The sequence below is a fragment of the Pseudocitrobacter sp. RIT415 genome, assembly GCF_003057695.2.
Taxonomy (GTDB): Bacteria; Pseudomonadota; Gammaproteobacteria; order Enterobacterales; family Enterobacteriaceae; genus Pseudocitrobacter; species Pseudocitrobacter faecalis.
In genome coordinates this window covers 1-25,231 of sequence record NZ_QBJC02000026.1, presented here as the reverse complement: position 1 = coordinate 25,231, position 25,231 = coordinate 1, and the positions used below count along the sequence as shown (strand labels likewise).

The 25,231-nt window shown below is 55.9% G+C and carries 20 protein-coding genes; 10 read left to right on the top strand and 10 right to left on the bottom strand.

Annotated elements, in window-relative coordinates:
* Positions 1-32 precede the first annotated feature (32 nt).
* Together degP and dgt are read right to left on the bottom strand one after the other, a co-directional pair.
* Positions 33-1,466, bottom strand: coding sequence for a serine endoprotease DegP (gene degP / locus DBY68_RS20035; RefSeq protein WP_108476972.1), 1,434 nt, complete (start codon positions 1,464-1,466; stop codon positions 33-35).
* Between the two features lie 135 nt (positions 1,467-1,601).
* The gene (gene dgt, locus DBY68_RS20030) at positions 1,602-3,116 is read right to left on the bottom strand and encodes a dGTPase (protein WP_108476973.1); all 1,515 of its coding nucleotides are present in this window, start codon (positions 3,114-3,116) and stop codon (positions 1,602-1,604) included.
* 83 nt (positions 3,117-3,199) lie between these two features.
* Between dgt and mtnN the strand changes: the two genes are divergently transcribed.
* The 3 genes from mtnN to DBY68_RS20015 are packed head-to-tail and all read left to right on the top strand — an operon-like array spanning position 3,200 to position 5,331.
* Positions 3,200-3,898, top strand: coding sequence for a 5'-methylthioadenosine/S-adenosylhomocysteine nucleosidase (mtnN, locus tag DBY68_RS20025; protein WP_108476974.1), 699 nt, complete (start codon positions 3,200-3,202; stop codon positions 3,896-3,898).
* Entirely contained in the window at positions 3,891-4,691 is an 801-nt protein-coding gene (btuF, locus tag DBY68_RS20020) for a vitamin B12 ABC transporter substrate-binding protein BtuF (protein ID WP_108476975.1), read from the top strand. The genes mtnN and btuF overlap by 8 nt, the downstream gene beginning before the upstream one ends.
* 16 nt (positions 4,692-4,707) lie before the next feature.
* A complete protein-coding gene (locus DBY68_RS20015) occupies positions 4,708-5,331 on the top strand; it encodes a TRIC cation channel family protein (RefSeq protein ID WP_108476976.1) in 624 nt (207 codons plus the stop codon).
* A 40-nt stretch (positions 5,332-5,371) separates the two neighbouring features.
* On the opposite strand, the gene erpA is transcribed toward DBY68_RS20015, so the two are convergent.
* Both erpA and clcA read right to left on the bottom strand, forming a co-directional pair.
* Positions 5,372-5,716 (bottom strand): iron-sulfur cluster insertion protein ErpA, encoded by a 345-nt coding sequence (gene erpA / locus DBY68_RS20010; RefSeq protein ID WP_108476977.1) that lies wholly within the window; start codon positions 5,714-5,716, stop codon positions 5,372-5,374.
* 81 nt (positions 5,717-5,797) lie between these two features.
* Positions 5,798-7,216, bottom strand: a complete 1,419-nt coding sequence (clcA, locus tag DBY68_RS20005) for a H(+)/Cl(-) exchange transporter ClcA (protein ID WP_108476978.1) — start codon at positions 7,214-7,216, stop codon at positions 5,798-5,800.
* A gap of 183 nt (positions 7,217-7,399) precedes the next feature.
* Here clcA and hemL point away from each other — a divergent pair, with 183 nt between their 5' ends.
* Positions 7,400-8,680 carry a glutamate-1-semialdehyde 2,1-aminomutase gene (gene hemL / locus DBY68_RS20000; RefSeq protein ID WP_108476979.1) on the top strand — a complete coding sequence of 427 codons (1,281 nt, stop codon included), beginning with the start codon at positions 7,400-7,402 and terminating at the stop codon, positions 8,678-8,680.
* Positions 8,681-8,777: 97 nt separating this feature from the next.
* Here the strand turns inward: hemL and fhuB are convergent, their stop codons facing one another.
* From fhuB to hrpB, 6 genes are all read right to left on the bottom strand, one after another.
* Entirely contained in the window at positions 8,778-10,760 is a 1,983-nt protein-coding gene (gene fhuB, locus DBY68_RS19995) for a Fe(3+)-hydroxamate ABC transporter permease FhuB (protein WP_108476980.1), read from the bottom strand.
* On the bottom strand, positions 10,757-11,647 hold the full coding sequence (gene fhuD, locus DBY68_RS19990) for a Fe(3+)-hydroxamate ABC transporter substrate-binding protein FhuD (protein ID WP_108476981.1): 891 nt from the start codon (positions 11,645-11,647) through the stop codon (positions 10,757-10,759). Before fhuD ends, fhuB begins: the two co-directional genes overlap by 4 nt.
* Positions 11,647-12,444 (bottom strand): Fe3+-hydroxamate ABC transporter ATP-binding protein FhuC, encoded by a 798-nt coding sequence (gene fhuC / locus DBY68_RS19985; protein ID WP_108476982.1) that lies wholly within the window; start codon positions 12,442-12,444, stop codon positions 11,647-11,649. The genes fhuD and fhuC overlap by 1 nt, the downstream gene beginning before the upstream one ends.
* Positions 12,445-12,494: 50 nt before the next feature.
* On the bottom strand, positions 12,495-14,705 hold the full coding sequence (gene fhuA, locus DBY68_RS19980; protein WP_108476983.1) for a ferrichrome porin FhuA: 2,211 nt from the start codon (positions 14,703-14,705) through the stop codon (positions 12,495-12,497).
* Between the two features lie 241 nt (positions 14,706-14,946).
* Positions 14,947-17,490: a bifunctional glycosyl transferase/transpeptidase gene (gene mrcB, locus DBY68_RS19975; RefSeq protein WP_108476984.1), complete on the bottom strand. Its 2,544-nt coding sequence runs from the start codon at positions 17,488-17,490 to the stop codon at positions 14,947-14,949.
* A gap of 253 nt (positions 17,491-17,743) precedes the next feature.
* Positions 17,744-20,173, bottom strand: a complete 2,430-nt coding sequence (gene hrpB, locus DBY68_RS19970; protein WP_108476985.1) for an ATP-dependent helicase HrpB — start codon at positions 20,171-20,173, stop codon at positions 17,744-17,746.
* Between the two features lie 73 nt (positions 20,174-20,246).
* Here hrpB and thpR point away from each other — a divergent pair, with 73 nt between their 5' ends.
* From thpR to folK, 6 genes are all read left to right on the top strand, one after another.
* Positions 20,247-20,777: an RNA 2',3'-cyclic phosphodiesterase gene (thpR, locus tag DBY68_RS19965; protein ID WP_108476986.1), complete on the top strand. Its 531-nt coding sequence runs from the start codon at positions 20,247-20,249 to the stop codon at positions 20,775-20,777.
* Positions 20,778-20,790: 13 nt separating this feature from the next.
* A complete protein-coding gene (gene sfsA, locus DBY68_RS19960) occupies positions 20,791-21,504 on the top strand; it encodes a DNA/RNA nuclease SfsA (protein WP_108476987.1) in 714 nt (237 codons plus the stop codon).
* 165 nt (positions 21,505-21,669) lie between these two features.
* Positions 21,670-22,125 carry an RNA polymerase-binding protein DksA gene (dksA, locus tag DBY68_RS19950; RefSeq protein WP_002463986.1) on the top strand — a complete coding sequence of 152 codons (456 nt, stop codon included), beginning with the start codon at positions 21,670-21,672 and terminating at the stop codon, positions 22,123-22,125.
* A gap of 74 nt (positions 22,126-22,199) precedes the next feature.
* Positions 22,200-23,090 carry a tRNA glutamyl-Q(34) synthetase GluQRS gene (gluQRS, locus tag DBY68_RS19945; protein WP_108476988.1) on the top strand — a complete coding sequence of 297 codons (891 nt, stop codon included), beginning with the start codon at positions 22,200-22,202 and terminating at the stop codon, positions 23,088-23,090.
* 62 nt (positions 23,091-23,152) lie between these two features.
* A complete protein-coding gene (gene pcnB / locus DBY68_RS19940) occupies positions 23,153-24,553 on the top strand; it encodes a polynucleotide adenylyltransferase PcnB (RefSeq protein WP_233503911.1) in 1,401 nt (466 codons plus the stop codon).
* The gene (folK, locus tag DBY68_RS19935) at positions 24,550-25,032 is read left to right on the top strand and encodes a 2-amino-4-hydroxy-6-hydroxymethyldihydropteridine diphosphokinase (RefSeq protein WP_108476990.1); all 483 of its coding nucleotides are present in this window, start codon (positions 24,550-24,552) and stop codon (positions 25,030-25,032) included. The genes pcnB and folK overlap by 4 nt, the downstream gene beginning before the upstream one ends.
* Positions 25,033-25,231: the final 199 nt, after the last annotated feature.

Sequence of the window (25,231 nt, the reverse complement as noted above, 5' to 3'; positions counted from 1 at the left end):
TCCCCGAAAAGGGAAAGGGTTGGCAGAGGGGATTACTGCATCAACAGGTAGATAGAGCTATCACCACGCTGAATGTTCAGCGCCAGTACGGACGGTTTGCTGTCGAGGATTTTGCGCAGCTCAGCGATATTTTTCACCGCTTGCTGGTTCGCCCCCACAATGACATCACCTTTTTTCAGGCCAATCTGCGCCGCAGGGGAACCGGCTTTCACCGTGTTAACCACAACGCCTTTTTCCTGGCCTTTATTGCTCATTTCCGCCCCTTCGATACCGCTGAAGATGGAGCTGGAATCAACCTGATTCTGGCTGCTCTGTTGCAGTTCCAGGCTCACGGTGACCGGTTTGCCGTCGCGCAGCAGGCCGAGGCTGATTTTGCTGCCGATTGGCATGGTGCCAACCTGCGCGCGCAGTGCCGCGAAGCTGCTGATTGGTTTACCGTTCAGGGAGGTGATCACATCACCCGCTTTAATCCCCGCTTTTGCTGCGGAAGAGTTCGGCATCACCTGGCTTACGAATGCGCCGCGCTGAGCGTCAACTTTCATCGCTTTCGCCAGCTCGGAGTTCAGCTCGGTTCCCATGATACCCAGTTCGCCGCGTTTCACCTGGCCGAATTCCACCATCTGCGAGGTCAGGTTTTTCACCATATTGCTCGGGATAGCGAAACCAATACCAATGTTGCCGCCGTCAGGTGCCAGAATCGCGGTGTTGATACCGATCAGTTCCCCGTTCAGGTTCACCAGTGCGCCGCCGGAGTTACCGCGGTTAATCGCCGCATCGGTCTGGATAAAGTTTTCATAGTTTTCAACGTTCAGGCCGCTACGACCCAGCGCCGAAACGATACCGGAGGTCACGGTTTCACCCAGACCGAACGGGTTACCGATAGCGACGGTATAGTCCCCCACGCGCAGCGCGTCGGAATCTGCCATCTTAATTGCCGTCAGGTTTTTCGGATCCTGAATCTGGATCAGCGCAATATCGGAGCGCGGATCTTTGCCGACGATTTTGGCGTCAAATTTACGCCCATCGCTCAGTTGCACCTTAATGGTCGTCGCGTTATCGACGACATGGTTGTTAGTCACAACATAGCCCTTCGCCGCGTCAATCACGACGCCCGAACCCAGCGCCTGGAATTTCTGCTGCTGGCCACCACCCTGTCCACCATCAGGCCCACCGCCCTGGCAGAATGGCGAGTTCTGGAACGGAGAGCCGTCCTGGCAGAACGGTGAATTGTCGCCAAAGAACTGCTGGAAATTACGCCCCATACGTGGGGTATTCACGGTCGTGCTGCCTTCAACGTTGATACTGACTACGGACGGCATCACTTTTTCCAGCATTGGCGCCAGGCTTGGCATTTGCTGTGCGGTAGTGGCGGATGACGCCGTCTCAGCCGCGCTAGCGGACAACGGAGACAATGCCAAACTTAAACTAAGAGCCAGTGCACTCATTGCTAACGTGGTTTTTTTCATGTGTTTCAATCTCAATTTCAGATTATGCAAAGTTGCTGTGTACGTGACTATCAGAGTCATTTTCTAACGCTAAGTTCCGCGCTTAACACGCTGGAAAAAGTAAAAATTTATTGTTCATCTTTACAAAACTCGTGGTTATTCCACCGCCATCAGACGCCGATATTCATCCCACGCGTAGAGATCGGTCATCCCACTGATATAGTCCTGAATCAGCCGGCAGCGATAATAGTATTCCATCACCGGGAATTCTGCTGCGTCACGCGCGACTTTATTTACGGCCTCGATATACGCCAGTCGATGGTTACGCGAGAGTTTCTGGAACAGGCGCGATTCTATCGGCAGTGAAACGATACGCTCTTTCTCAACCAACAACGTGAAGTCACTTTGCGATAATTTCAACAGGGGAGAATAGATTTCCAGCAACCCGCTAATCACCCGGTAACCCTGAAGCTCAAGCATCTCGACATCAGAATGACTAAATACATGTTTTATAGCGACTTTTTTATAAAGATCGAGTAACTGACTATAATCGCTTTCATCTTCCAGCAGCGCATGATTAAAGTCGCCGCGGTAGATTTCTGGCAAATTATCAATAAAACGTTGGGCGGCGAAGGGCACCAGCTTATTTAATGTATTGACGCGCAAATACATAAAGAATTGATCGACCGTACTGCGACTTAATGAATTGGATCGCGATTTATCCCAGGCATTTTCGACCACCTGCGCGAACAAAGAACCTTTACCATGTTCAGGCCAGGCATCATGTAAATGTTGATAAAGCTGCTCGACGCTAAAGATACGTTTTTCCACCGCATCCTCAAGATCTGCTACACAATAGGAGATATCATCCGCTGCTTCCATAATCCAGGTTAAGGGAAAACGATTGTAAGGAGCTAAATCCAGTTCTTTACGTAAGCGCGCAATATAGTGCTCTTCGGCCAAATAATAGCCAGGTTTTTTCATTAAATAGCTGTGGCTTGCCGGCACATCGCTGGCCCACCAGGCGGGGCGAGTATATTTTAAAATACAACCGACCTGCGCCCAGGTAAGATTCATGCGCATTAACGTATGCACCATACGAATCCCCTGCGCATTACCTTCGAAATGACAGAGATCCTGACGTACCTTTCGCCGCAAATCATTCAGCGTCTCATCGCCTTCCAGTAAGCGCAAAGTAGTAACCACGCAGCGATCGTGGCTTAGCGGCTGTTGGGTGGCATCAGCCGGAACCAGCCGTTGGCGGAACCAGTCATTGATTGCCGCCTCGCCAAAATGACCAAACGGCGGGTTACCAATGTCGTGCATCAGGCAGGCCATCTCTACGATGCTTTCGAACGGCCCGGTCAGCTCATCCAGCCCGTAAGCCCCCAGCAGCTTTTTCTCTTTCAGACGGCTGAGCACTTCTTTCGCGATATAACGCCCCACCTGCTGCACTTCCAGTGAGTGAGTCAGGCGCGTACGCACGGCAGCGTTGCGCTCCAGTGGAAAAACCTGGGTTTTCTGCTGTAAACGACGAATCGCCGGGGAGTTAATGATGCGCCCGCGATCGCTTTCGAATATTTGCAGAATTTCATGCTCAGAGCTGACGCCTTCTGGCGAGCGGTAGCGCCGACCCCAGTTAATTTTGTTGCGAAAATCAATCTTTGCCATAGCCTCTCCATCGCGAGAAATGCGCTTCCCCTGAACCCCATGGTAGACTATGCATCCAAATAGGGCATATCGCGAGTAAATCTATGAAAATCGGCATCATTGGCGCAATGGAAGAAGAAGTTACGCTGCTGCGTGACAAAATCGAAAACCGTAAAACGCTCTCCATCGGCGGAAGTGAAATTTATACCGGTCAGCTTAACGGGGTGGATGTCGCGTTACTGAAATCCGGTATCGGTAAAGTCGCTGCCGCGATGGGCGCAACCCTGCTGCTGGAACGTTGCCAGCCGGACGTGATTATCAACACCGGCTCTGCAGGCGGCCTGGCACCGACGCTGAAGGTGGGCGATATCGTCGTTTCCGATGAAGCGCGCTATCACGACGCAGATGTAACCGCGTTCGGCTACGAGTTTGGTCAGCTTCCAGGCTGCCCGGCAGGGTTTAAAGCTGACGAAAAACTGATCTCTGCGGCGCAAGAGTGCATTCAGGCATTAAATCTGAATGCGGTACGCGGCCTGATCGTCAGCGGCGACGCCTTCATCAACGGCTCTGTAGGCCTGGCGAAGATCCGTCACAACTTCCCGCAGGCAGTTGCCGTTGAGATGGAAGCGACCGCCATCGCGCACGTTTGTCACAACTTCAACGTCCCGTTCGTGGTGGTTCGCGCCATCTCCGATGTCGCTGACCAGCAGTCTCACCTGAGTTTTGATGAGTTCCTGGCGGTTGCGGCAAAACAATCCACCCTGATGGTGGAAGCCCTGGTGCAGAAGCTGGCGCATGGTTAAGCCGTGGCTTGCGGGGCTTCTTGCCCTCGCACTGGTTGCCCCGGCGTGGCTTTGCGCCGCGCCGCGGGTGATTACTCTCTCCCCTGCCAATACCGAACTGGCTTTTGCCGCCGGGATCACGCCGATTGGCGTCAGCAGCTACTCTGATTATCCTGACGAGGCCAGGCATATTGAACAGGTCGCTTCATGGCAGGGAATTAACCTGGAACGTATTGTGGCGCTAAAGCCCGATGTCGTGCTTGCCTGGCGTGAAGGGAACGCCGAGCGACAGGTTAACCAGTTGAGCTCTCTGGGCATTAAAGTCGTGTGGGTAGACAACCATACGGTGGAAAGCATTGCCGCTACGCTGCGCGAAATCGCCCAGTGGAGCCCACACCCCGAAAAAGCGGAACAGGCCGCCAGCCAGCTGCTGCGCGACTACAACGAACTCAAATCCCGCTATGCGAATCAGCCCAAAAAACGGGTATTTCTGCAGTTCGGTTTCAATCCTATCTTTACCAGCAACAAAGCCGCGATTCAGAATCAGGTGCTGGAAATGTGCGGGGGTGAAAACATCTTCGCCGACAGCCGCGTTCCCTGGCCTCAGGTGAGCCGAGAGCAGGTGCTTACACGCCAGCCACAGGCGATTGTGGTCGCCGGCGGTACGAGTCAAATTCCTAAAATCGAGCAGTATTGGGGCAGTCAGCTCACAATCCCGGTGATTCCTCTCAATAGCGACTGGTTTGAACGTGCAAGCCCACGTATTATCCTCGCCGCGAAACAACTCTGTACTGCCCTCGCGCAGGTTAATTGATAGGTTAATTCGGAATATGCTCGTCTACTGGCTGGATATTCTTGGCACAATTGTCTTTGCCGTTTCCGGCGTTCTGCTCGCCGGTAAACTGCGGATGGACCCGTTTGGCGTGCTGGTGCTGGGCGTAGTCACCGCCGTCGGTGGCGGAACGATCCGCGATATGGCGCTCGATCACGGCCCGGTCTTTTGGGTAAAAGATCCTACCGATCTGGTCGTGGCGATGGTCACCTGTATGCTCACTATCGTGCTGGTGCGTCAACCACGCCGCCTGCCAAAGTGGGTATTACCGGTGCTGGATGCCGTCGGCCTCGCGGTGTTTGTCGGCATTGGCGTGAATAAAGCGTTTCTTGCCGAAACCGGGCCGCTGGTCGCCGTTTGTATGGGGGTGATCACGGGCGTCGGCGGCGGGATTATCCGCGACGTGCTGGCGCGCGAAGTGCCGATGATCCTGCGAACGGAAATTTACGCCACCGCCTGTATCATCGGCGGTATCGTACACGCCACGGCGTTTTATACGTTCAACGTTCCGCTGGAGAGCGCCAGTATGATTGGCATGGTAGTGACGCTGGTGATTCGTCTGGCGGCGATTCACTGGCATCTGAAGCTGCCAACCTTTGCGCTGGATGAACCGGGGAAATGATGTGATTTAACCGGATAGCGCGCACGCCATCCGGTAATCATCAGATACTGAACGAAGAACCGCAGCCGCAGGTGCTGGTCGCGTTCGGGTTGGTCACGATGAAACGGGAACCTTCCAGACCTTCGGTGTAATCAACAGAACCGCCGACCAGGTACTGCAGGCTCATCGGGTCAACGACCAGGCCAACGCCCTGTTTTTCGATGGTCATATCGCCTTCGTTGATTTGATCGTCAAAGGTAAAGCCGTACTGGAAGCCGCTGCAACCACCACCGGTGATGTAGACACGCAGTTTCAGGTTCGGATTGTCTTCATCCGCAATCAGGTTTTTTACTTTAGAGGCTGCGGCGTCGGTAAACTCCAGCGGCAGCGCTACGTCATCACTCATTTTTTGCTCCCATTGATACTGTAATCTGGGCAAATAATAACCCGATTCTTTTGGTCATTATCTAATACCCTGGTAATTCGTTCAAGTATTCTGCCCTGCCGCTGCCTGCGCTTTTGCCGCCTGCTCTGCTTCCTGTTTCGCCAGCGTTCGCGCCAGGATCGTGGCGTAGAGCGGCTTTCCACCCAGGAACTGCGCTAATAGCGTGGCACCTAAGCAGGTAATAATCATTGGCAAAATGAGCTGATAATTGTCGGTCATCTCCAGCACCAGCACAATACCGGTCAGCGGCGCACGCACCGACGCGGCCATCAATGCGCCCATACCAGCGATAGCAAACGTGCCCGCTTCAAGATGGTAGCCCGGAAAAACATTCATGGCCGCCATACCAAACGCGGTGCCCAGCAGCGTGCCAAGCGCCAGCATCGGGGCGAAAATCCCACCCGGCGCACCGGAGGAAAAACACAGCAACGTAGTCAGCACGCGCGCGACGAAGATAAACAGCAGCAAACCTACGCTATAGTTGCCTGCCGCCGCAATGGGAATCAGGTTAAAACCACCGCCCGCCGCCGCAGGTTCAATCAACCCCAGCACGCCGCACAGGCCGCCTATCAGGCCCCCAATTAACACCCATTTTTTGATTTCGCCGCCGTGAATGCGCTGAAACATATCCTGCGTTCTCAGCACCAGCGTATTAAAAATGGGGCCGACGATGCCAAAAATCATCCCCAGCACCAGATAAAGCCACAGTGTGTCCACTGGCGCGTTGGTCAGTTTGCCCACCTCAATAACCGGCGTCTCGCCGTTAAAGATGCGGAACACGATGCTCGACATGATGACGCCGGTGAACACCGCTTTAATAGAGACCAGGTTATAGCGGAACTGCGAACGCATCTCTTCAATGATGAACAGAATGCCCGCCAGCGGGGCATTAAACGCCGCCGACAGCCCCGCCGCCGCGCCGGTTGCTAATAGCGTATGGCGGGCTTCGGCACTGCGCATACGGAAGATATCGCCAATCATGCGCCCGATGTTACCGCCGATTTGTACCGTCGGCCCTTCGCGCCCGAGTACCATTCCGGCCCCAAGCGTCCCCATCCCGCCGATAAATTTCACCGGCAGCACGCGCCACCAGCGCACCGGACGCAACTCTTCCAGCGCGCCCTCAATTTCAGGAATGCCCGAACCGCCTGCCTCCGGCGCAAAGCGCCTCACCAACAGGTAGCCCACCATCGCCAGCAGCCCGGAAAGAATAAAGGCCAGCGGCCAGACGATAAACCAGTGATCAGCAACGTGGGCAATCGACGCCATCCGGAGGTTCGACACCCAATTCACCGCTTTTTCGAACGCCACGCCAACGAACCCCGCGACGGTGCCGACCAGCGCGGCCATCAACAAAATTTTTAACGGCGTTTTATCGCGGTTCAACAACTGCCGTATCGTATCGCCACGACGTAAGCGCGCGACTTGCTGTGACTCAAAAGAGGAAGAATCTGCTTTCATCTGCTTATCATTAATTGGTAATACAAATCCGAAGGGGGCATTCTAGCGGGCCTCTCGCCCCTCGTCGCGTAAAAATTCCCCTGAATCGCCAGGTGTTTCATTTCGGCAAAACTTTCATAACCTTCCTGGAATAATTAGAATAGCCCGTTAATCATTTTCCTCCCCCGAATCAGGAGCCGTTTCATGAGCAAATCGGAAAACCTCTACAACGCAGCGCGGAAACTTATTCCCGGCGGCGTCAACTCACCGGTACGCGCCTTCACCGGCGTAGGTGGCACACCGCTGTTTATCGAACGTGCGGATGGGGCTTACCTGTATGATGCGGACGGCAAAGCCTATGTGGACTACGTTGGTTCCTGGGGGCCGATGGTGCTGGGACACAACAACCCGACCATTCGTAACGCGGTGATTGAAGCCGCCGAGCGAGGCCTGAGCTTCGGTGCGCCAACCGAAATGGAAGTGAAAATGGCGGAACTGGTGACCGAACTGGTGCCGACCATGGACATGGTACGCATGGTGAATTCCGGTACGGAAGCAACCATGAGCGCCATTCGCCTGGCGCGTGGCTTCACAGGCCGCGATAAAATCATCAAATTCGAAGGCTGCTACCACGGGCACGCCGACCACCTGCTGGTAAAAGCCGGTTCCGGTGCACTGACCCTCGGCCAGCCCAATTCCCCAGGCGTCCCGGCAGATTTCGCTAAACACACGCTGACCTGTACCTATAACGATCTCGCCTCCGTGCGCGAGGCGTTCGAGCAGTTCCCTCAGGAGATCGCCTGCATCATCGTGGAACCGGTCGCGGGCAACATGAACTGTGTGCCGCCGCTGCCGGAATTCCTGCCGGGCCTGCGCGCACTGTGCGATGAATTTGGCGCGCTGTTGATCATCGATGAAGTGATGACCGGCTTCCGCGTCGCCCTGGCGGGTGCGCAGTCTTACTATAATGTCGTCCCAGACCTGACCTGCCTTGGCAAAATCATCGGCGGCGGTATGCCAGTGGGCGCATTCGGCGGACGCCGGGACGTAATGGACGCACTAGCACCAACCGGCCCGGTGTATCAGGCAGGTACGCTTTCCGGTAACCCAATTGCGATGGCTGCAGGCTACGCATGCCTGACGCAGGTGGCACAACCTGGCGTTCACGAAACCTTAGACGAACTCACCACTCAACTGGCAGAAGGTTTGCTGGAAGCCGCTGAAGAGACAGGCATTCCTCTGGTGGTTAACCACGTTGGCGGGATGTTCGGGATTTTCTTCACTGACGCGAAAACAGTAACCTGCTATCAGGATGTCCTGAAGTGCGACGTTGAGCGCTTCAAGCGTTTCTTCCATCTGATGCTGGACGAAGGTATTTACCTGGCGCCGTCAGCGTTTGAAGCGGGCTTTATGTCTGTGGCGCACACGCCGGAGGATATCAATAAGACGATTGATGCGGCGCGTAAGGTGTTTGCGAAGCTGTAACCACCCTCACCCTAACCCTCTCCCATCGGGAGAGGGAACCGACCGGCGCTAGTTTTCCCCCTCTCCCTCAGGGAGAGGGCCGGGGTGAGGGTCTTTTCTAACGGCTCTGCTTTCTCAGCAAATAAATAAAGTACGGCGCACCGATAAAGGTCGACAGCAACCCTGCCGGGATCTGATACGGGAACATCATCATGCGCCCGCACCAGTCGGCGAACACCAGCAGTAATCCCCCCACCAGCGTAGACATCACGATATGCGGCATTGTGCGGCGGAAGCCCATCATGCGCGCGATATGCGGCGCCATCAGGCCAACAAAACTCAGCGGGCCAATGGTGAGCGTGGCCGCCGCCGTCAGGCTGGCTGCCAACAACAACAGCGCAATTCGCGCAGGCGTCAGAGCGATGCCCACAGACCGCGCGGTATCTCCGCCGAGCGGCAGAATGGTCAGCCAACGGCGGCTCAACGGTACCAGCAAGAATAGCACCGCCATCACCAGCGCCGATTGCAGCACCTGCGTCCCGGTTGCGTTATAGGTTGAACCCGAAATCCATGTCAGGATCTGCGCCATGCGCGGATCGCCGCTCGCCTGCAACATCATCAACAACATGGTAAAGGCAGTGCTGAGCGCCATCCCCGCGAGCAGCATGCGGTGCGGCGAAAAGCCACCGCGTCCGGCGGCGATCAGAATAATCAGCAGCGTGACCGCCGCGCCGATGCTCCCCGCGGGCAGCAGCCAGCCAAAAGCATTACCCGGTACGATAAACAGCATCAGCACCACGCCAAACGCCGCACCGGAGCTAATCCCCAGGACTTCCGGGCTTGCCATCGGATTGCCCGTCAGTCGCTGAATAATACAGCCCGCCACCGCCAGCATCATCCCGGCGATCAATGCAGAGAGCACGCGCGGCCAGCGCCATTGCAGCAGTTCATCCAGTAGCGTGCCGCTCGCCCAGTGCCAGCCCCCGGCATCACGGCCAAACGCCAGCGCGGCAAAAATCGCCACCAGCAGAACAACCAGCCCGGCGATGGCCCACGCAGGCACGTGGTAACGCTCCTCAGCAACATTATCGCTGGCATTCATCGAGGGTGCGGTCATGCTTCGCAGACGCGGTAGCAACCAAAGCAGTAGCGGCGCACCTATCAGCGCGGTGACCGAGCCGGTGGAGACCTCCATCCATACGCGAGTGAGCCAGATAATAATTTGGTCAGAAAGCCAGAGAATGAGCGCACCAATCAGCGGCGCCAGCATCAATCGCGCCAGCAGGCGGCGCGCGCCGAGCATTTTCGCCAGCAGCGGCGCAAACAGGCCGATAAAGCCGATAATGCCTACCGCGTTAACGAGGAAAGCGCTGATGACAATCGCCAGCGTCAACGCCGCCAGGCGCGCCAGCGATAACGCCAGCCCCAGGTTGCGGGCCACGCCGTCATCCAGTCCCATCAGCGTCAGCGGTCGCAGCAGCAACAGCGTGAGCATCACCCCACCCAGCAGCTGCGGCCACAGGCGTTCGACGATACTCCAGTCAGTTTGCGTCAGCGTGCCGGTGCTCCACAGGAACATGCTTTGTAGCTGGTCATGATGGAAAATCACCATAAGCTGGTTGATTGCACCGCAGTAGAGGCTGACCACCAGCCCCGCCAGAATCAGCGTCACCGGGGAAAGTCGTTTACCCCACGCCACGCCAAACACCAGCGCCCCCACAATGCAGGCTCCGGCCAATGCGGCAAACTGCGAGGCCAACACACCAGGGATCGCCCACAGCGTGGTGACAGTCATGCCTAACTGCGCGCCGGTCGCCACGCCAAGCGTCGTCGGTTCCGCGAGTGGATTTCGCAGCACCTGCTGGAAAAGGACACCGACCAACCCAAGCCCCGCCCCCACCAGCAGTGAAATCACCAGACGCGGCGCCAGGCTGTAATGGAACAACATCTGGTCGATAGAATCGATATCTGGCTGACGAAGCGCCTGTAACCACTGCCCTCGCGGCAGCGCGACATTGAAGTTAAACCAGGTTAACGCCAACGCGACGAAAAACAGCAACGCCAGCAACAGGGCAGCAAACGGGGAGATTTTATTCCTCACGCTTTGCCTCCCAGCGCATTATTCAGCACGCGGCCAAAGTGCATCGCCGAAAGCGTCGCGCCGTAGAACCAGACCGCCGGTACGCGCTGAAAACGATTGGCGCGCACAAAGGGCATGGCCTGCCACAACGGCGTCGCCATCAGCTTACGCATTTCCGGGTCGTTGCCGTGGTCAAAGCAGAGCACATCCGCATCTTTGTAGGCGGCCAGTCGGTCGATACCCACCGCCACGCTGCCCCAGAAGTTAGTTTCGCCCTGCCAGGCATTTTTAACGCCAAGCGTATCGAGCATCTCCTGGAACAGGCAGTTCGGCCCGAAAACCAGCATATGCCGCGCATCCAACAGGGTGACCATCAATAACGGGCGATCGCCGCGCATCGTGAAACGCGGCTTCAGGCTTTCAACAAAGGCATCATATTCCCGCAGGTGCTGTTGCGCCTGTGGCTCGCGACCAATCAGTTGCGCCATTTCAACAAGCGAGTGACGCGCCTGCGCCAGTGGCTTTTTCCCATCGCTGAAGGCAAAGCCGCGCCCTGGCGCAATTTTCGCCAGCGTCTCGGCTGAAGGGCCATAGCCCGCCGACCAGACCAGAAACGAGGGTTTCATTTGGGTAAGCAGTTCGAGGTTGGGTTCGGTGCGCAGGCCAACGTCGATCACCGAATCCGGCAGTGCGGGTTCATTCACCCACAGCTTATAGTTTGGGATATCGGCAATACCATAAGGCGTGACGCCCAGCGCCAGCAGCAGCTCAACCGGGAGCCACTCCAGCGCCACAATACGGTGAGGATCGACCGTCGCCGCCTGCGCGTGGCGCATCTGCCAGAGCAGCGGCGAGAGAGCCATCGCCGTCAGTAAACGTCGACGGCTAATCAAAGAGGAGGCACCCATCAATAGACAAAACTTACCGGCGCAGCACCTGCCGGGTGTGGCAGTATCCCCATCGGAATACCGTAAATATGTTCCAGCGTTTCGCTGCGCATCAGCTCGGCAGGCGTGCCCTGAGCAATCATCTCGCCACCGCGCAGCGCTACTAAATAGTCACAGTAGCGCGCGGCCATGTTGATATCGTGCAGTACGGCCACAACCGTCAGCCCGCGCTGCTGGCTTAAGCGATGCACCAGCGCCAATACATCGACCTGATGCGCGATATCCAGCGCGGAGGTCGGTTCATCCAGCAGCAAACAACGGCTGTCCTGCGCCACCAGCATGGCAATCCACGCCCGTTGACGCTCGCCGCCGGAGAGGCTATCCACCAGCCGATTGGCCAGCGGTTTTAACCCAACCAGGGTAATGGCTTCTTCCACTTTTTCGCGGTCGGCAACGCCAAAACGCCCCAACGCCCCGTGCCACGGATAGCGGCCAATCGCCACCAGTTCGCGCACCGTCATCCCTTCCGCCTGCGGCAACTGCTGCGGCAGATAGGCGACTTTACGGGCAAACGCTTTGCTGTTCCAGCTATCGAGCGGTTGACCATCCAACAGGATCTCGCCTTCCGACGGTGGCTGATGACGACCGAGCATTTTCAAAAGCGTCGATTTACCGGAGCCGTTGTGGCCGATAAGGCCAGTCACTTTTCCCACCGGGAAGGTGAGCGAGAGAGGATGAAGCAGCGTGCGACCAGGAACCCGAAACGAGACGTTATCGAGTGTAAAGGTGGTATCTGGAGGGGTTGTGATGTCCTGCATAGCCGTCAACTTGTCAAAGGGCGCGGATAAACCGCGCCCGATAGGAGAGATTAGAAGCGGAAGGTCGCTGTCGCGACAACCTGACGTTCCGCACCCCAGTAGCATGCATATTCGCTATAGCAGCTGGAGACATATTCGCGGTCAAACAGGTTGTTGACGTTCACGGCAACAGACGAACCCGGCAGGCCGAAGCGCGCCAGATCGTATTTCACCATCGCGTCCGCCACGGTGTAGCTACCGACGTTGAACGAATCGTTTTTCTTGCCTGTGGAGGTATCGTTTTTGTAGTAGCTCACCGTTGAGCCTGTATAACGAACACCCGCACCGAAGGTCAGCCCGCTCAGGACGGTATCGTAGAAGGTATAGTCCGTCCACAGAGAAGCCTGGTTACGCGGAACTTCCGCCGGACGCTTACCTTTGAAGATGGTATCTTCCGTATATTCTGCATCGGTATAGCTGTAGGCCGCCGTCAGGTTGATGTTCGCGTTCAGCGCCGCTTTTGCTTCCAGCTCCACGCCGCGAGAACGAATTTCACCCGCCTGTACACTGTAAAGACCGGTGGGATCGTTCGGATCCGCCGTCAGGTTTTTATTCTTCGTCAACTGGTACAGCGCCGCCGTCAGCACGATCGGTCTGTCATTAGGCACATACTTCACGCCCGCTTCGTACTGCTTACCGCGAGACGGATCAAACGGCGTGCCTTCTTTCGTTGAGCCAGAGGTCGGCTCGAAAGATTCACTGTAGCTGAAGTACGGAGAAATGCCGTTATCGAACAGGTAGTTCAGGCCACCACGCCAGGTGAACTGCTGGTCGTTCTTCTCAGCTAACGAATTGCTTGAACGGGTCAGAGTTGAGGTTTTCGCGTAGTCGTAGCGACCACCCAGCGTCAGCACCCACTTATCCCACTCGATTTGATCCTGTGCGTAGAGGCCCGTCTGTTCCATACGGTTGAGTACCGCGTACGGGAAGTTGATGGACACATTCGCATTACCATACTGCGGGTTGCTCATGTCTAACGGGCTGGCGGAACCATAAAGCGCGTCAACGTCATTACGCATACGTGAATAATCGACGCCCGTCAGCAGCGTATGGTCAACATCACCGGTGGCAAAGTTGGATTGCAGCTGCGTATCAACGGTAAAGGCATTCAGCGCTTCGTCAGAACGAACGTAGTTGCGGTTAATTTTACCCGCGCCGTCGTAGCCAAAACCGTACACCGCTTTATAAAGCGTTTTCACCTGGTCGTAGCGCAGGTTCTGGCGCACGGTGAAAGTATCGTTAAACACGTGAGAGAAGTTGTAGCCCACCATCTGCTGGCGACGCTGCATCTTGTTATCTTTCTCACCTTCGTTGAAATCGGTCGGCAGCTTATGCGAGTTACCGTTAGCATCAACATAAGGCACCACCGTACCTTCGCGCGGCAACCAGCCATAGTAACCCGCATCCGGATCGCTCTGGAAATTGCTCAGGAAGGTGAAGTCGGTTTTATCATCCGGACGCCAGCTGAAGGAAGGTGCAATCGCGTAGCGGGTTGATTTCGCCATCTCCTGCTGGGTGTCCTGGCTGCGGCCTAAACCGGTCAGACGGTAGGACCACACACCCGCATCGTCGATCGCGTCGCTGAAGTCAAAGCCGGTTTGCCACAGGTTATCTGTGCCCATTTTAAACTGAATTTCACGCAGGGGTTCGGTGGTCGGGCGTTTGCTGACCATGCTCACGATGCCGCCTGGGTTGCTGTTGCCGTACAGCACTGAGGTTGGCCCGCGCATAACTTCAACGCGTTCCAGGAAATAGGGGTCCATCGAGACTTCAGAATAGTTATTGCCCTGAAGTTTCATACCATCCAGATACTGGTTGGTGTTTACGGTCGTCGGCGCAGTGAATCCGCGAATAGAAACAACATCATAAGTGGAAGAGCTACCACGGGTAGAGAAAACGCTCGGCGTATAGGCCATTGCCTCTTTTACCGTCGTCGGCTGACGAATCTCCATTTCCTGACGCGTGATCACCGAAACAGACTGCGGCGTCTTTTCAATCGGCGTGTCGGTCTTGGTTGCGGTCGCTGAACGTTTCGCCGCGATCGTCGGAGCCGGCCCCCACGCGCTTTCCTGGGAAACAGGTGCCGCAGTAACGGTGATGGTTTCTTCTTTCGGTTGAACCGCCGCCTGTGCATAGACAGACATGCCGCTAACCGCTGTGGCTACTACGACTGCGATTTTACGCAGCGAGTGGTTTGGCTGAGCAGTTTTCAGATGCGCCATTGGTATATCTCTGATGGAATGATGAATGATAACGTAAACGAGAATTATTATTATAACCGCCGAATAATAGGCCAAACGGCGGCGATATAGCAAGCAATATAGGGGTGGTTGTGGATTAAAGGTTCAAGAAATAACCAGATGAAAACAGAGGGTTAATAGATTGATTTTAGTGATTACGAGATTCTGACAATCGCACATAAAAAAGCCCGCTTTACTCAGCGGGCTTTGCGCGTTAACGGTATTAATTACCGCCAAACATATCCTTGATCCAGCCAGCGACACCGTCGCCGTCTTTCTCTTCTTTCTTCGGTTGCTCTTGTGGTTGCTGCTGTTGCTGCGGCTGAGAGGACTGGTCGAACGGATTGCCCGACTGCTGCTCCTGTTGCTGCTGCATCATCTCACCCTGCTGGCAGAGTGCATCCGGGTCAGTCGTCCACACCGGCAACATACGCGAGCCGCCAGAGCACACGAAGTTTCCGTTGTAATCGACGCCCATATCCACAATATCTTCCGGCGGCGTCAGCACCAGCGGAATCGGCGACTGGTTCGCCAGATAGCGCTGGTAAATCGACATCGCACCGCTTGCACCGTACAGTTTCGTCGGTTGGTTGTTATCACGGCCGACCCAGGTGATCACCACTTCGCGGCCATCAATGCCGGCAAACCAGGTATCGACGTTGTTGTTGGTGGTACCCGTTTTACCCGCCAGATGCAGGCCCGGATATTTCGCTCCCAGCTGACGACCGGTACCACGCTGAACAACCTGCTGCATGGTCCATAACGTCATGTATGCCGCCTGCGCCGGAACGGCACGCTCGGCCTGCGGATAGCTTTGATACAGCACCGTACCATCTTCCGCGATCACCGAACGTAATGCAGAGAGCGTCGCGCGGTTACCGCCGCTGGAGATAGTCTGGAACGCCTGTGCCACTTCAATCGGCGTCAGGTTCAGTGCGCCCAGGATCATCGCCGGAACCGGATGCAGCTGATCTTTCGGCACGCCCAGTTTCTGCCAGGTATCGGTAATTGCCGGCAAGCCCAGCGCCATACCGAGGTTAACCGTCGGCACGTTCATCGAACGTGTCAGTGCATCAACCAGCATCACCTGACCGCTAAAGCGACGATCATCGTTCTGCGGCGACCACACCTGACCATTCGGCTGACGCAGAGAAATCGGCGCATCTGCAATCCAGGTGTTCAGACGATACTGATTCGGCTGGCTTAACGCGGTCAGATAGGTCGCCGGTTTTGCCAGCGAGCCGATAGAACGACGTGCCTGCATTGCGCGGTTATACCCGGCAAACTGTGGCTCTGCGCCCCCAACCATCGCGCGAACTTCGCCACTGAAGCGATCGACAACCACCATCGCCGTTTCAAGATCGCTCAGCTTACGCTGTTTCTTCAGTACCGGAATACCTTCCGTCGCCGCTTTTTCTGCCGCATCCTGCGCCACCGAGTCGAAGGTGGTGAAGATCTTCACACCGGAGAGATCTTTCACTTTATCGCCAAGTTTTGCCTGCAGCTCCTGGCGCACCATCTGCATGAACGCAGGCTGCGGTGAAATCACCCCGCCGCGCGGCTGCACACCCAGAGGACGGGCGCTGAGCATGTCGTACAGTTCCTGGTCGATAAAGTTCTGCTGTTGCAGTAAACGCAACACCAGGTTACGACGCTCCAGCGCCAGCTTCGGGTTACGCCACGGGTTGTAGATAGAGGCGCCTTTCACCATCCCGACCAACAACGCCTGCTGATCGAGACTCAGCTCTTCCACCGGGCGACCAAAGTAGTACAGGCTCGCCAGCGGGAAACCGCGAATTTCGTTATCGCCGCTCTGGCCGAGGTACACTTCGTTCATATACAGCTCAAGGATGCGATCCTTGCTGTAACGAGCATCCATCAGCACAGCCATGTACGCTTCATTGGCTTTACGCCAGTAGGAGCGTTCGCTGGAGAGGAACAGGTTTTTCACCAACTGCTGCGTCAGCGTACTCGCCCCCTGCACCGTACGGCCCGCCGTCAGGTTTGCCAGCACCGCACGACCGATCGAGTAGAGGCTTACACCATCATGCTCGTAAAAGTGACGGTCTTCGGTCGCCAGCAGGGTATCCACCAGCAGATCCGGGAAACCGCTGCGCGGCACAAAGAGACGCTGTTCGCCATTTGGCGAAGAGAGCATGGTGATCAGACGCGGATCGAGACGGAAGAAGCCGAACTGACGGTTGTTCTCCATGTTCTCTATGGTTTCGAGGTGATCGCCATCAAAGGTCAGACGCGCGCGCACCTGCCCTTCTTTACTGTCCGGGAAATCAAACGGACGGCGGATCATCTCAATACTGTTGGCCTGCACGGTAAATTCGCCTGGACGCGTCATCGCGGTCACCTGGCGGTACTGTGTTGCCGTCAGCAGTTGCACCATCTCTTTCTTACTGATGGGCATATCGGGCTCAAGGTTAACCATGCGGCCATACACCGCCGCCGGCAGTTGCCAGACTTTGCCATCAATACGGCTGCGAATTTTCTGGTCAAGATAGACACCGTAAATCGCCAACAGAACAGCAAAAACGATAGCCAGCTTCACCAGCAGCCAGAACCAGCCATGTTTTCTACGAGGCTTGCCGCCCTTGCCCTTTCCTTTACGTGGTGGCATTGGCTCATCATCCTCATAGTCATCATCATAATCGTCGTCGTAATCCTCATCTCTGAGGCGACGACGGCTCACCTTTTGTTTCGCCGGACGCGCAGGCTTGCCTTTACGTCCAATCGGCTCGCGGTCATTCCCCGCCATGCTTTCTCTCCGCAACATTCAGGCGCAAAGGCCTGATTCTCAGTTCTTCTGTTTTGGAACAGAAGAAGATATCTCTCAAATTTCGCTCGTTCTATCCCCTCTCCCACAGGGAGAGGGGAAAAACATGCACTGAACTTAGCAATATGCACAATCTGTCCCCTCTCCCTTGAGGGAGAGGGTTAGGGTGAGGGGGAAAACATGCGCACTGATGCCCTCACCCCGGCCCTCTCCCACGGGAGAGGGGGAAAACCTTTCACGAATACTTTTTCGTCCGCCGCGTCGGCGCGGTGTTCGCCGGGTCGTCCGGCCAGACGTGTTTCGGATAGCGCCCTTTCATCTCTTTTTGCACCTCCCGGTACGCCCCCTGCCAGAACGCACTTAAATCGCGCGTAATCTGCAAAGGACGCTGCGCCGGGGAGAGCAACTCCAGCACCAGCGGCACCCGCCCCTGAGCGATAGTTGGCGTGCTCGCCTCACCAAACATCTCCTGCATTCGCACCGCCAGCGCGGGCGGGTTTTCATCATCGTAGCGAATTGCAATTCGGCTGCCGGTGGGCACAGTGTAATGAGTTGGTAGCTCACTATCCAGACGTTGTCGTAATGACCACGGAAGCCAGGCCTGTAACGCCTCCCTGACATTGACATTTTTCAGCGCACGTAGCGATTTCACGCCACTCATATGCGGCAGCAGCCAGGCTTCGAGCTCCGCCAGCAACGACGCCTCATCGACTGAAGGCCAGGCTTCTTCCGGCAACCAGCGCGCGGCGCATTGCAGACGCAAGCGTAGCTGCTCAGCGTCTTCTGTCCAGTTCAGAACGTTTAAGCCTTTATCGCGAATACCGTTGAGCATCGCCTGATGCAGCTCGTCCTCCGACGGTTTCGCCAGCGGCTGAACTTTTATCGTCAGTTGCCCAACGCGGCTACGGCGCAAGGCTTTCAGCGTACCCTGCGCGTCGTCCCATTCGATAGTATCGGACTGTTCAATTAACTGCGGGCAGTGCGCCGCCAGTGCGTCTATATCCAGCGCGTAAGCCTGTAAAATACGCGCATCGGGCGATGCATTGCCCTGTAACAGCAGCGGCACAATCAGCCACTCATGGCGGCTTAGCGCATCATCGCTATCAAGCATTGCACCCATGCCGTTCACCAGTTGATAGCGCCCATCCAGCCCGCGTCGACGGGCGATACGGTCAGGAAAACCTTGCGCCAGCAACGCGGGAATGGCGTCGCTATCCGGTTTTCCGCCCTGCCGGTTCAAACGTCTGAGCAACTGCTGGCTACGCTGTTGCCAGTTCGATTGATTGCGCGAAAACGCGTGTCCCAGATCGCTACCCGCACCGCGCGGCGGCTCTTCCAGAATCGCCGCCAGCCGGGCCGCCGTGGCAGCCTCATCATCACTTTTCGCGGCAATCAACATCGCCGCCAGACGCGGGTCGTTACCCAGTGCCGCCATTTTCTGTCCCTGTGCCGTCAGACGTTCGCCGTCCAGCGCCTGAAGCTGCGTCAGTAAGCGCCTTGCCGCAGCCAGATTGACCGGCGGTGGCGCATCCAGCCAGTTTAACTGCAGTGGGTCATAGCAGCCCCACTGCAACAGCTCCAGTTGAAGCGAAGAGAGATCGCTTTGCAGAATTTCCGCATCGCTTTGCGCCGCCGCGCGTTCCGCCTGCTCTTTTCCCAGCAGATGTAAACAGATACCGGGCTCCAGTCGCCCTGCGCGGCCTGCGCGCTGGGTCATCGATGCCTGGCTGACACGTTGAGTCACCAGCCGGGTCAACCCGGAGCGCACATCAAATCGCGCAACCCGCTCCTGCGCGCAATCGACCACCAGACGGATACCTTCGATAGTCAGACTGGTTTCAGCGATATTGGTGGCGAGCACGACTTTACGCTTGCCGACAGGCGCAGGAAGAATAGCCTGACGCTGCTCGCCAAGCGACAACGCGCCATAAAGCGGGCAAAGCAGAACGTCAGACGCTACACGCGTGGCCAGATGTTCCTGAACACGCTGGATTTCACCCACACCGGGTAAAAACAGCAGCAGCGAGCCAGGCTCTGCGCGGAGTAGTTCCGCCGTGGCGATAGCCACAGCTTCATCAAAACGTTGGTGGGCGGGCAGCGCCTGATAGCGACGTTCCACCGGGAACGCACGCCCTTCGGAGATGATGACCGGCGCATCAGGCAGCAAGCGCTGCAACTTATCGTTGTCCAGCGTGGCAGACATAATCAGCAGCTTCAGGTCGTCACGCAGCCCCTGCTGAACGTCGAGCAGCAATGCCAGCGCGAGGTCCGCCTGTAAACTACGCTCATGGAACTCATCGAGGATCACCAGCCCCACGTCCGACAGTTCAGGATCGTGCTGGATCATGCGCGTCAGAATGCCTTCAGTCACCACTTCAAGACGCGTAGCCGGCCCGACGCAGGTTTCAGCGCGCATCCGGTAACCAACGGTTTCACCGGGCTTTTCACCGAGCAGTTCCGCCAGCCGCTGCGCGACATTACGCGCCGCCAGCCTGCGCGGCTCAAGCAGGATAACCCGCCCGCTAATATTGCCTTCGCGTAAAATTTGCAGCGGTAGCCACGTCGATTTTCCCGCCCCCGTCGGCGCGTTAAGCAGTACGGCAGGCGCGTTCGCCAGGGCAGAAAGAAGATCGGGAAGAACAGCGGCGACCGGCAACTGCGACACGTTTGGCTCCAAAGGGTTAACATTGAAAGGCGGACATTGTAGCATCGCCACAATTCATTACCGAGTACCCACTATGTCTGAGTCGAAAAGAGTCTTTTTCGCCATTGAGATCCCGACCAAAATCCAGCGCCAGATTGTGCGCTGGCGAGCGGAAAACTTTCCGGATGATGCCGGAAGGCCGGTGGCGGCGGCGAATATGCACATCACTCTGGCGTTCCTGGGAGAAGTGAGCGCTGAAAAGCAGGCCGCGCTGGCAAAACTCGCGGGGCGCATCCGCCAGCCGGGCTTTACCCTGCACCTGGACGATGCCGGACAATGGTTGCGTTCACGCGTAGTATGGCTGGGAACCCGTCAACCGCCGCGCGGGATGTTACAGCTGGCTAATATGCTGCGTGCTCAGGCGGCACGCAGCGGCTGTTATCAGAGCCCGCAGCCGTTTCACCCGCATTTAACGCTGCTGCGCAATACGGCGCATGCGGTGCCAATTCCGGCGCCGGGATTTCACTGGGAAATTCCGGTGAGCGAGTTTGTGCTCTATGAGTCGAACTTCATCAATGGTCGAACGCGTTATACCCCGCTCCAGCGCTGGACACTTTCAGAATAATCAAGGACGCCTTATGGATTTTACGCCCGCTCTCCAGCATGCCACGCTGATTCAACGCTATAAACGGTTCCTCGCCGATGTGGTCACGCCGGAAGGTGAAACCCTCACCCTTCATTGCCCAAATACCGGTGCGATGACCGGTTGTGCCACGCCTGGCGATACCGTGTGGTATTCCACATCAGAAAATACTAAACGCAAATATCCGCACACTTGGGAAATTACGCAAACCCAAAACGGTGCATTCATTTGTGTGAACACCCAACGCGCTAATCAGCTTGCCAAAGAGGCGATACTCTCTGAAACGATCCCAGCCCTTACAGGCTATAGTTCGCTGAAAAGTGAAGTGAAATATGGTGCAGAGGGCAGCAGAATTGACCTTATGTTACAGGCAGATGATCGCCCGCGATGCTATATTGAAGTGAAATCGGTCACGCTGGCGGAAAAGGAGTACGGTTACTTCCCGGATGCAGTTACCTTGCGCGGGCAGAAGCATTTACGCGAGCTGATGGGCGTTGTCGCAGCGGGCGATCGGGCGGTGTTATTGTTCACTGTTTTACACTCAGCCATTGAATATTTCGCACCTGCACACCATATTGATGCTCAATACGCACAATTATTAGCGGAAGCACATAAACGGGGGGTGGAGATTCTGGCTTATAAAGCGGAACTTTCTGCCAATAACATCACTCTGAGATCACCGTTGCCCGTCACGTTACCACGGGTGTGATCTGGATATTTAGTGTTCGGGCTGCGTCGCAAATACGCTTTTCCTCACAGCATTGTCAAGTGTTACGTTTAGATAATTGCCATACGGAATCGCATCTGCTATTTATAGCGGCCTGATTTTTCCCCCGAACACGGGGATCGATAGTGCGTGTTAAGGAGAAGCAACATGCAAGAAGGGCAAAACCGTAAAACATCGTCCCTGAGTATTCTCGCCATCGCTGGGGTGGAGCCGTACCAGGAGAAGCCGGGCGAAGAGTATATGAACGAAGCCCAGCTGGCACACTTCCGTCGTATTCTGGAAGCATGGCGTAATCAACTTCGGGATGAAGTCGATCGCACCGTTACACACATGCAGGATGAAGCGGCCAACTTCCCGGATCCGGTAGACCGTGCAGCCCAGGAAGAAGAGTTCAGCCTCGAACTGCGTAACCGCGATCGCGAGCGTAAGCTGATTAAAAAGATCGAGAAAACGCTGAAGAAAGTAGAAGACGAAGATTTTGGCTTCTGCGAATCGTGCGGTGTCGAAATTGGCATCCGTCGTCTGGAAGCGCGTCCAACTGCCGATCTGTGCATTGATTGCAAGACGCTGGCGGAAATCCGCGAAAAACAGATGGCTGGCTAATCAAGCGCCAATGATCATTACTATTCTCAAGGCGGGAGCGATTCCCGCCTTGCCGTTTCTATAATCAGTCAATCATGTCATCACAACCTTACATCGGGCGATTTGCCCCCTCCCCCTCTGGTGAGCTGCATTTTGGTTCGCTGGTCGCCGCACTCGGCAGCTATCTCCAGGCTCGCGCTCTGCAGGGTCGCTGGCTGGTTCGCATTGAAGATATCGACCCTCCTCGTGAAGTTCCCGGTGCCGCAACCACAATTTTGCGCCAGCTGGAACATTATGGACTGGAGTGGGATGGTGACGTGCTGTGGCAATCGCAACGTCATGACGCTTATCGCGAGGCGCTGGCCTGGCTGCATCAACAAGGGCTCAGCTATTACTGCACCTGCACCCGCGCGCGCATTCAGAGTATTGGCGGCATGTATGACGGGCACTGCCGGGATTTATCCCCTGGTGCGGCAAACGCCGCGCTGCGTATTCGCCAGAATGAGCCTGTACTGGCATTCCACGATAACCTGCGCGGTGAAATTACTGCCGACCCACGTCTGGCCACGGAAGATTTTATTATCCATCGCCGTGATGGTCTGTTTGCCTATAATCTTGCTGTTGTGGTCGACGACCACTTCCAGGGCGTAACGGAAATTGTCCGCGGCGCAGACTTAATCGAACCGACGGTGCGCCAGATTTCTCTCTATCGTCATTTTGCCTGGCCCGAGCCCGGCTATATTCATCTTCCGCTGGCGCTCAACGCAGAAGGCGCTAAACTTTCCAAGCAAAATCATGCGCCTGCCTTGCCACAAGGCGATCCTCGCCCCGTATTAACCCAGGCGCTACGCTTTTTAGGGCAGGACGTTGTGATACCGTGGCAGGATCTTACGCTTGCCGAATTACTGAAAAATGCTGTAGATAACTGGACGCTTGACACCGTGCCGGAAAGGGCGATTGTAAATCCGCCATTCTCAAATGCATGATGCTGAGCTATGATTAGCCGCTATTTTTTTAGTCCATAAGACTGACACTACCGAGGTGTACCATTTTTACCCGAGTCGCTAATTTTTGCCGCAAGGTGCTAAGCCGTGAGGAAAGCGAGGCAGCCAATGCCATCGCCCGTCCTCAAATGACGGTCATTCCGCGCGAGCAGCACGCTATTTCCCGCAAAGATATCAGCGAAAACGCCCTGAAGGTTCTCTATCGTCTGAATAAGGCGGGTTATGAAGCCTACCTGGTTGGCGGCGGCGTTCGCGACCTGCTGCTGGGCAAAAAACCAAAAGATTTCGATGTCACCACCAGCGCGACGCCGGAACAAGTGCGCAAACTGTTCCGCAACTGCCGTCTGGTCGGTCGTCGCTTCCGTCTGGCCCACGTCATGTTTGGCCCGGAAATTATAGAAGTTGCCACCTTCCGCGGGCACCACGAAGAGGCGCAATCTGACCGAACCACCTCTCAGCGCGGGCAAAACGGCATGCTGCTGCGCGATAATATCTTCGGCTCTATCGAAGAAGATGCCCAGCGCCGCGACTTCACCATTAACAGCCTGTATTACAGCGTGGCCGATTTCACCGTGCGTGATTACGTCGGCGGCATGCAGGACCTCGAAGAAGGCGTAATTCGTCTGATTGGCGACCCGGAAACGCGTTATCGCGAAGATCCGGTGCGAATGCTGCGCGCCGTGCGTTTCGCCGCCAAATTAAGCATGCGCATCAGCGAAGAGACCGCAGAACCTATTCCTCGTCTGGCGACACTGATCAACGACGTCCCGCCAGCACGCCTGTTTGAAGAGTCGCTGAAACTGCTGCAGGCAGGCTACGGTTACGATACCTATAAGCTGCTGCGCGAATACAACCTGTTCCAGCCGCTTTTCCCGACCATCACCCGCTACTTCACCGAAGAAGGCGACAGCGCGATGGAACGGATTATCAGCCAGGTCTTTAAAAACACCGATAACCGCATTCGTAACGATATGCGCGTGAACCCGGCGTTCCTGTTCTCGGCAATGTTCTGGTATCCACTGCTGGAGATGGCGCAGAAAATTACCCAGGAAAGCGGCCTGACGTATCATGATGCTTTCGCACTGGCGATGAACGACGTGCTGGATGAAGCCTGCCGATCGCTTGCCATTCCAAAACGCATTACCTCGCTGATTCGCGATATCTGGCAACTACAACTGCGCATGTCTCGCCGTCAGGGCAAACGCGCGTGGAAGTTAATGGAGCATCCAAAATTCCGTGCTGCCTACGATCTGCTGGCGCTGCGCGCCGAAGCGGAACGCAACACCGAGCTGCAACGTCTTACCCAATGGTGGGGCGAGTTTCAGGTGGCCGCGCCGCCGGCACAGAAAGATATGCTCACCAATCTGGGTGACGAGCCGGATACCCGCCGTCGCCACCGTCGCCCGCGTAAACGCGCGCCGCGTCGCGAGAGCAACAACGCATGACCCTTGCGTATATCGCAATCGGCAGCAATCTGGCCTCTCCGCTGGAGCAGGTCAATGCGGCAATTCAGGCGCTGGGTGAAATCCCACAAAGCCGGATTGTCGCGCTCTCCTCTTTTTACCGTACCCCGCCGTTGGGGCCGCAGGATCAGCCAGACTACCTCAACGCCGCTGTGGCGCTGGAAACCATGCTTACTCCTGAAGAGCTTCTCGACCATACTCAACGTATTGAACTGCAGCAGGGCCGCGTCCGTAAAGCGGAACGCTGGGGGCCACGCACACTCGATCTCGATATCATGCTGTTTGGCGATGCAGTGATTCACACCGAGCGTCTGACAGTTCCGCACTACGATATGAAGAATCGTGGATTTATGCTGTGGCCACTGTTTGAGATTGCGCCGGAACTGGCGTTTCCGGACGGTGAAACATTACGAGACAGATTGACCGCTTTGCAAACCTGTTGCCCGGCGCAATGGTCATGAAAATGTGAAAGGCAGAAAGCGCTCATTAAAGATATTCATTTCCTCAATTCGTTATTCTTGCATGACAATCATTTTAAACCAGCCCTTACCCTTGAATTATACTTATTTCTGCTTTTAATTTTATTAAAAGAGACGCACAACCATCTTTTGCATAAATAATATAAGAAAGCTTAACAACAAATGAAAACCAATAGAAAAA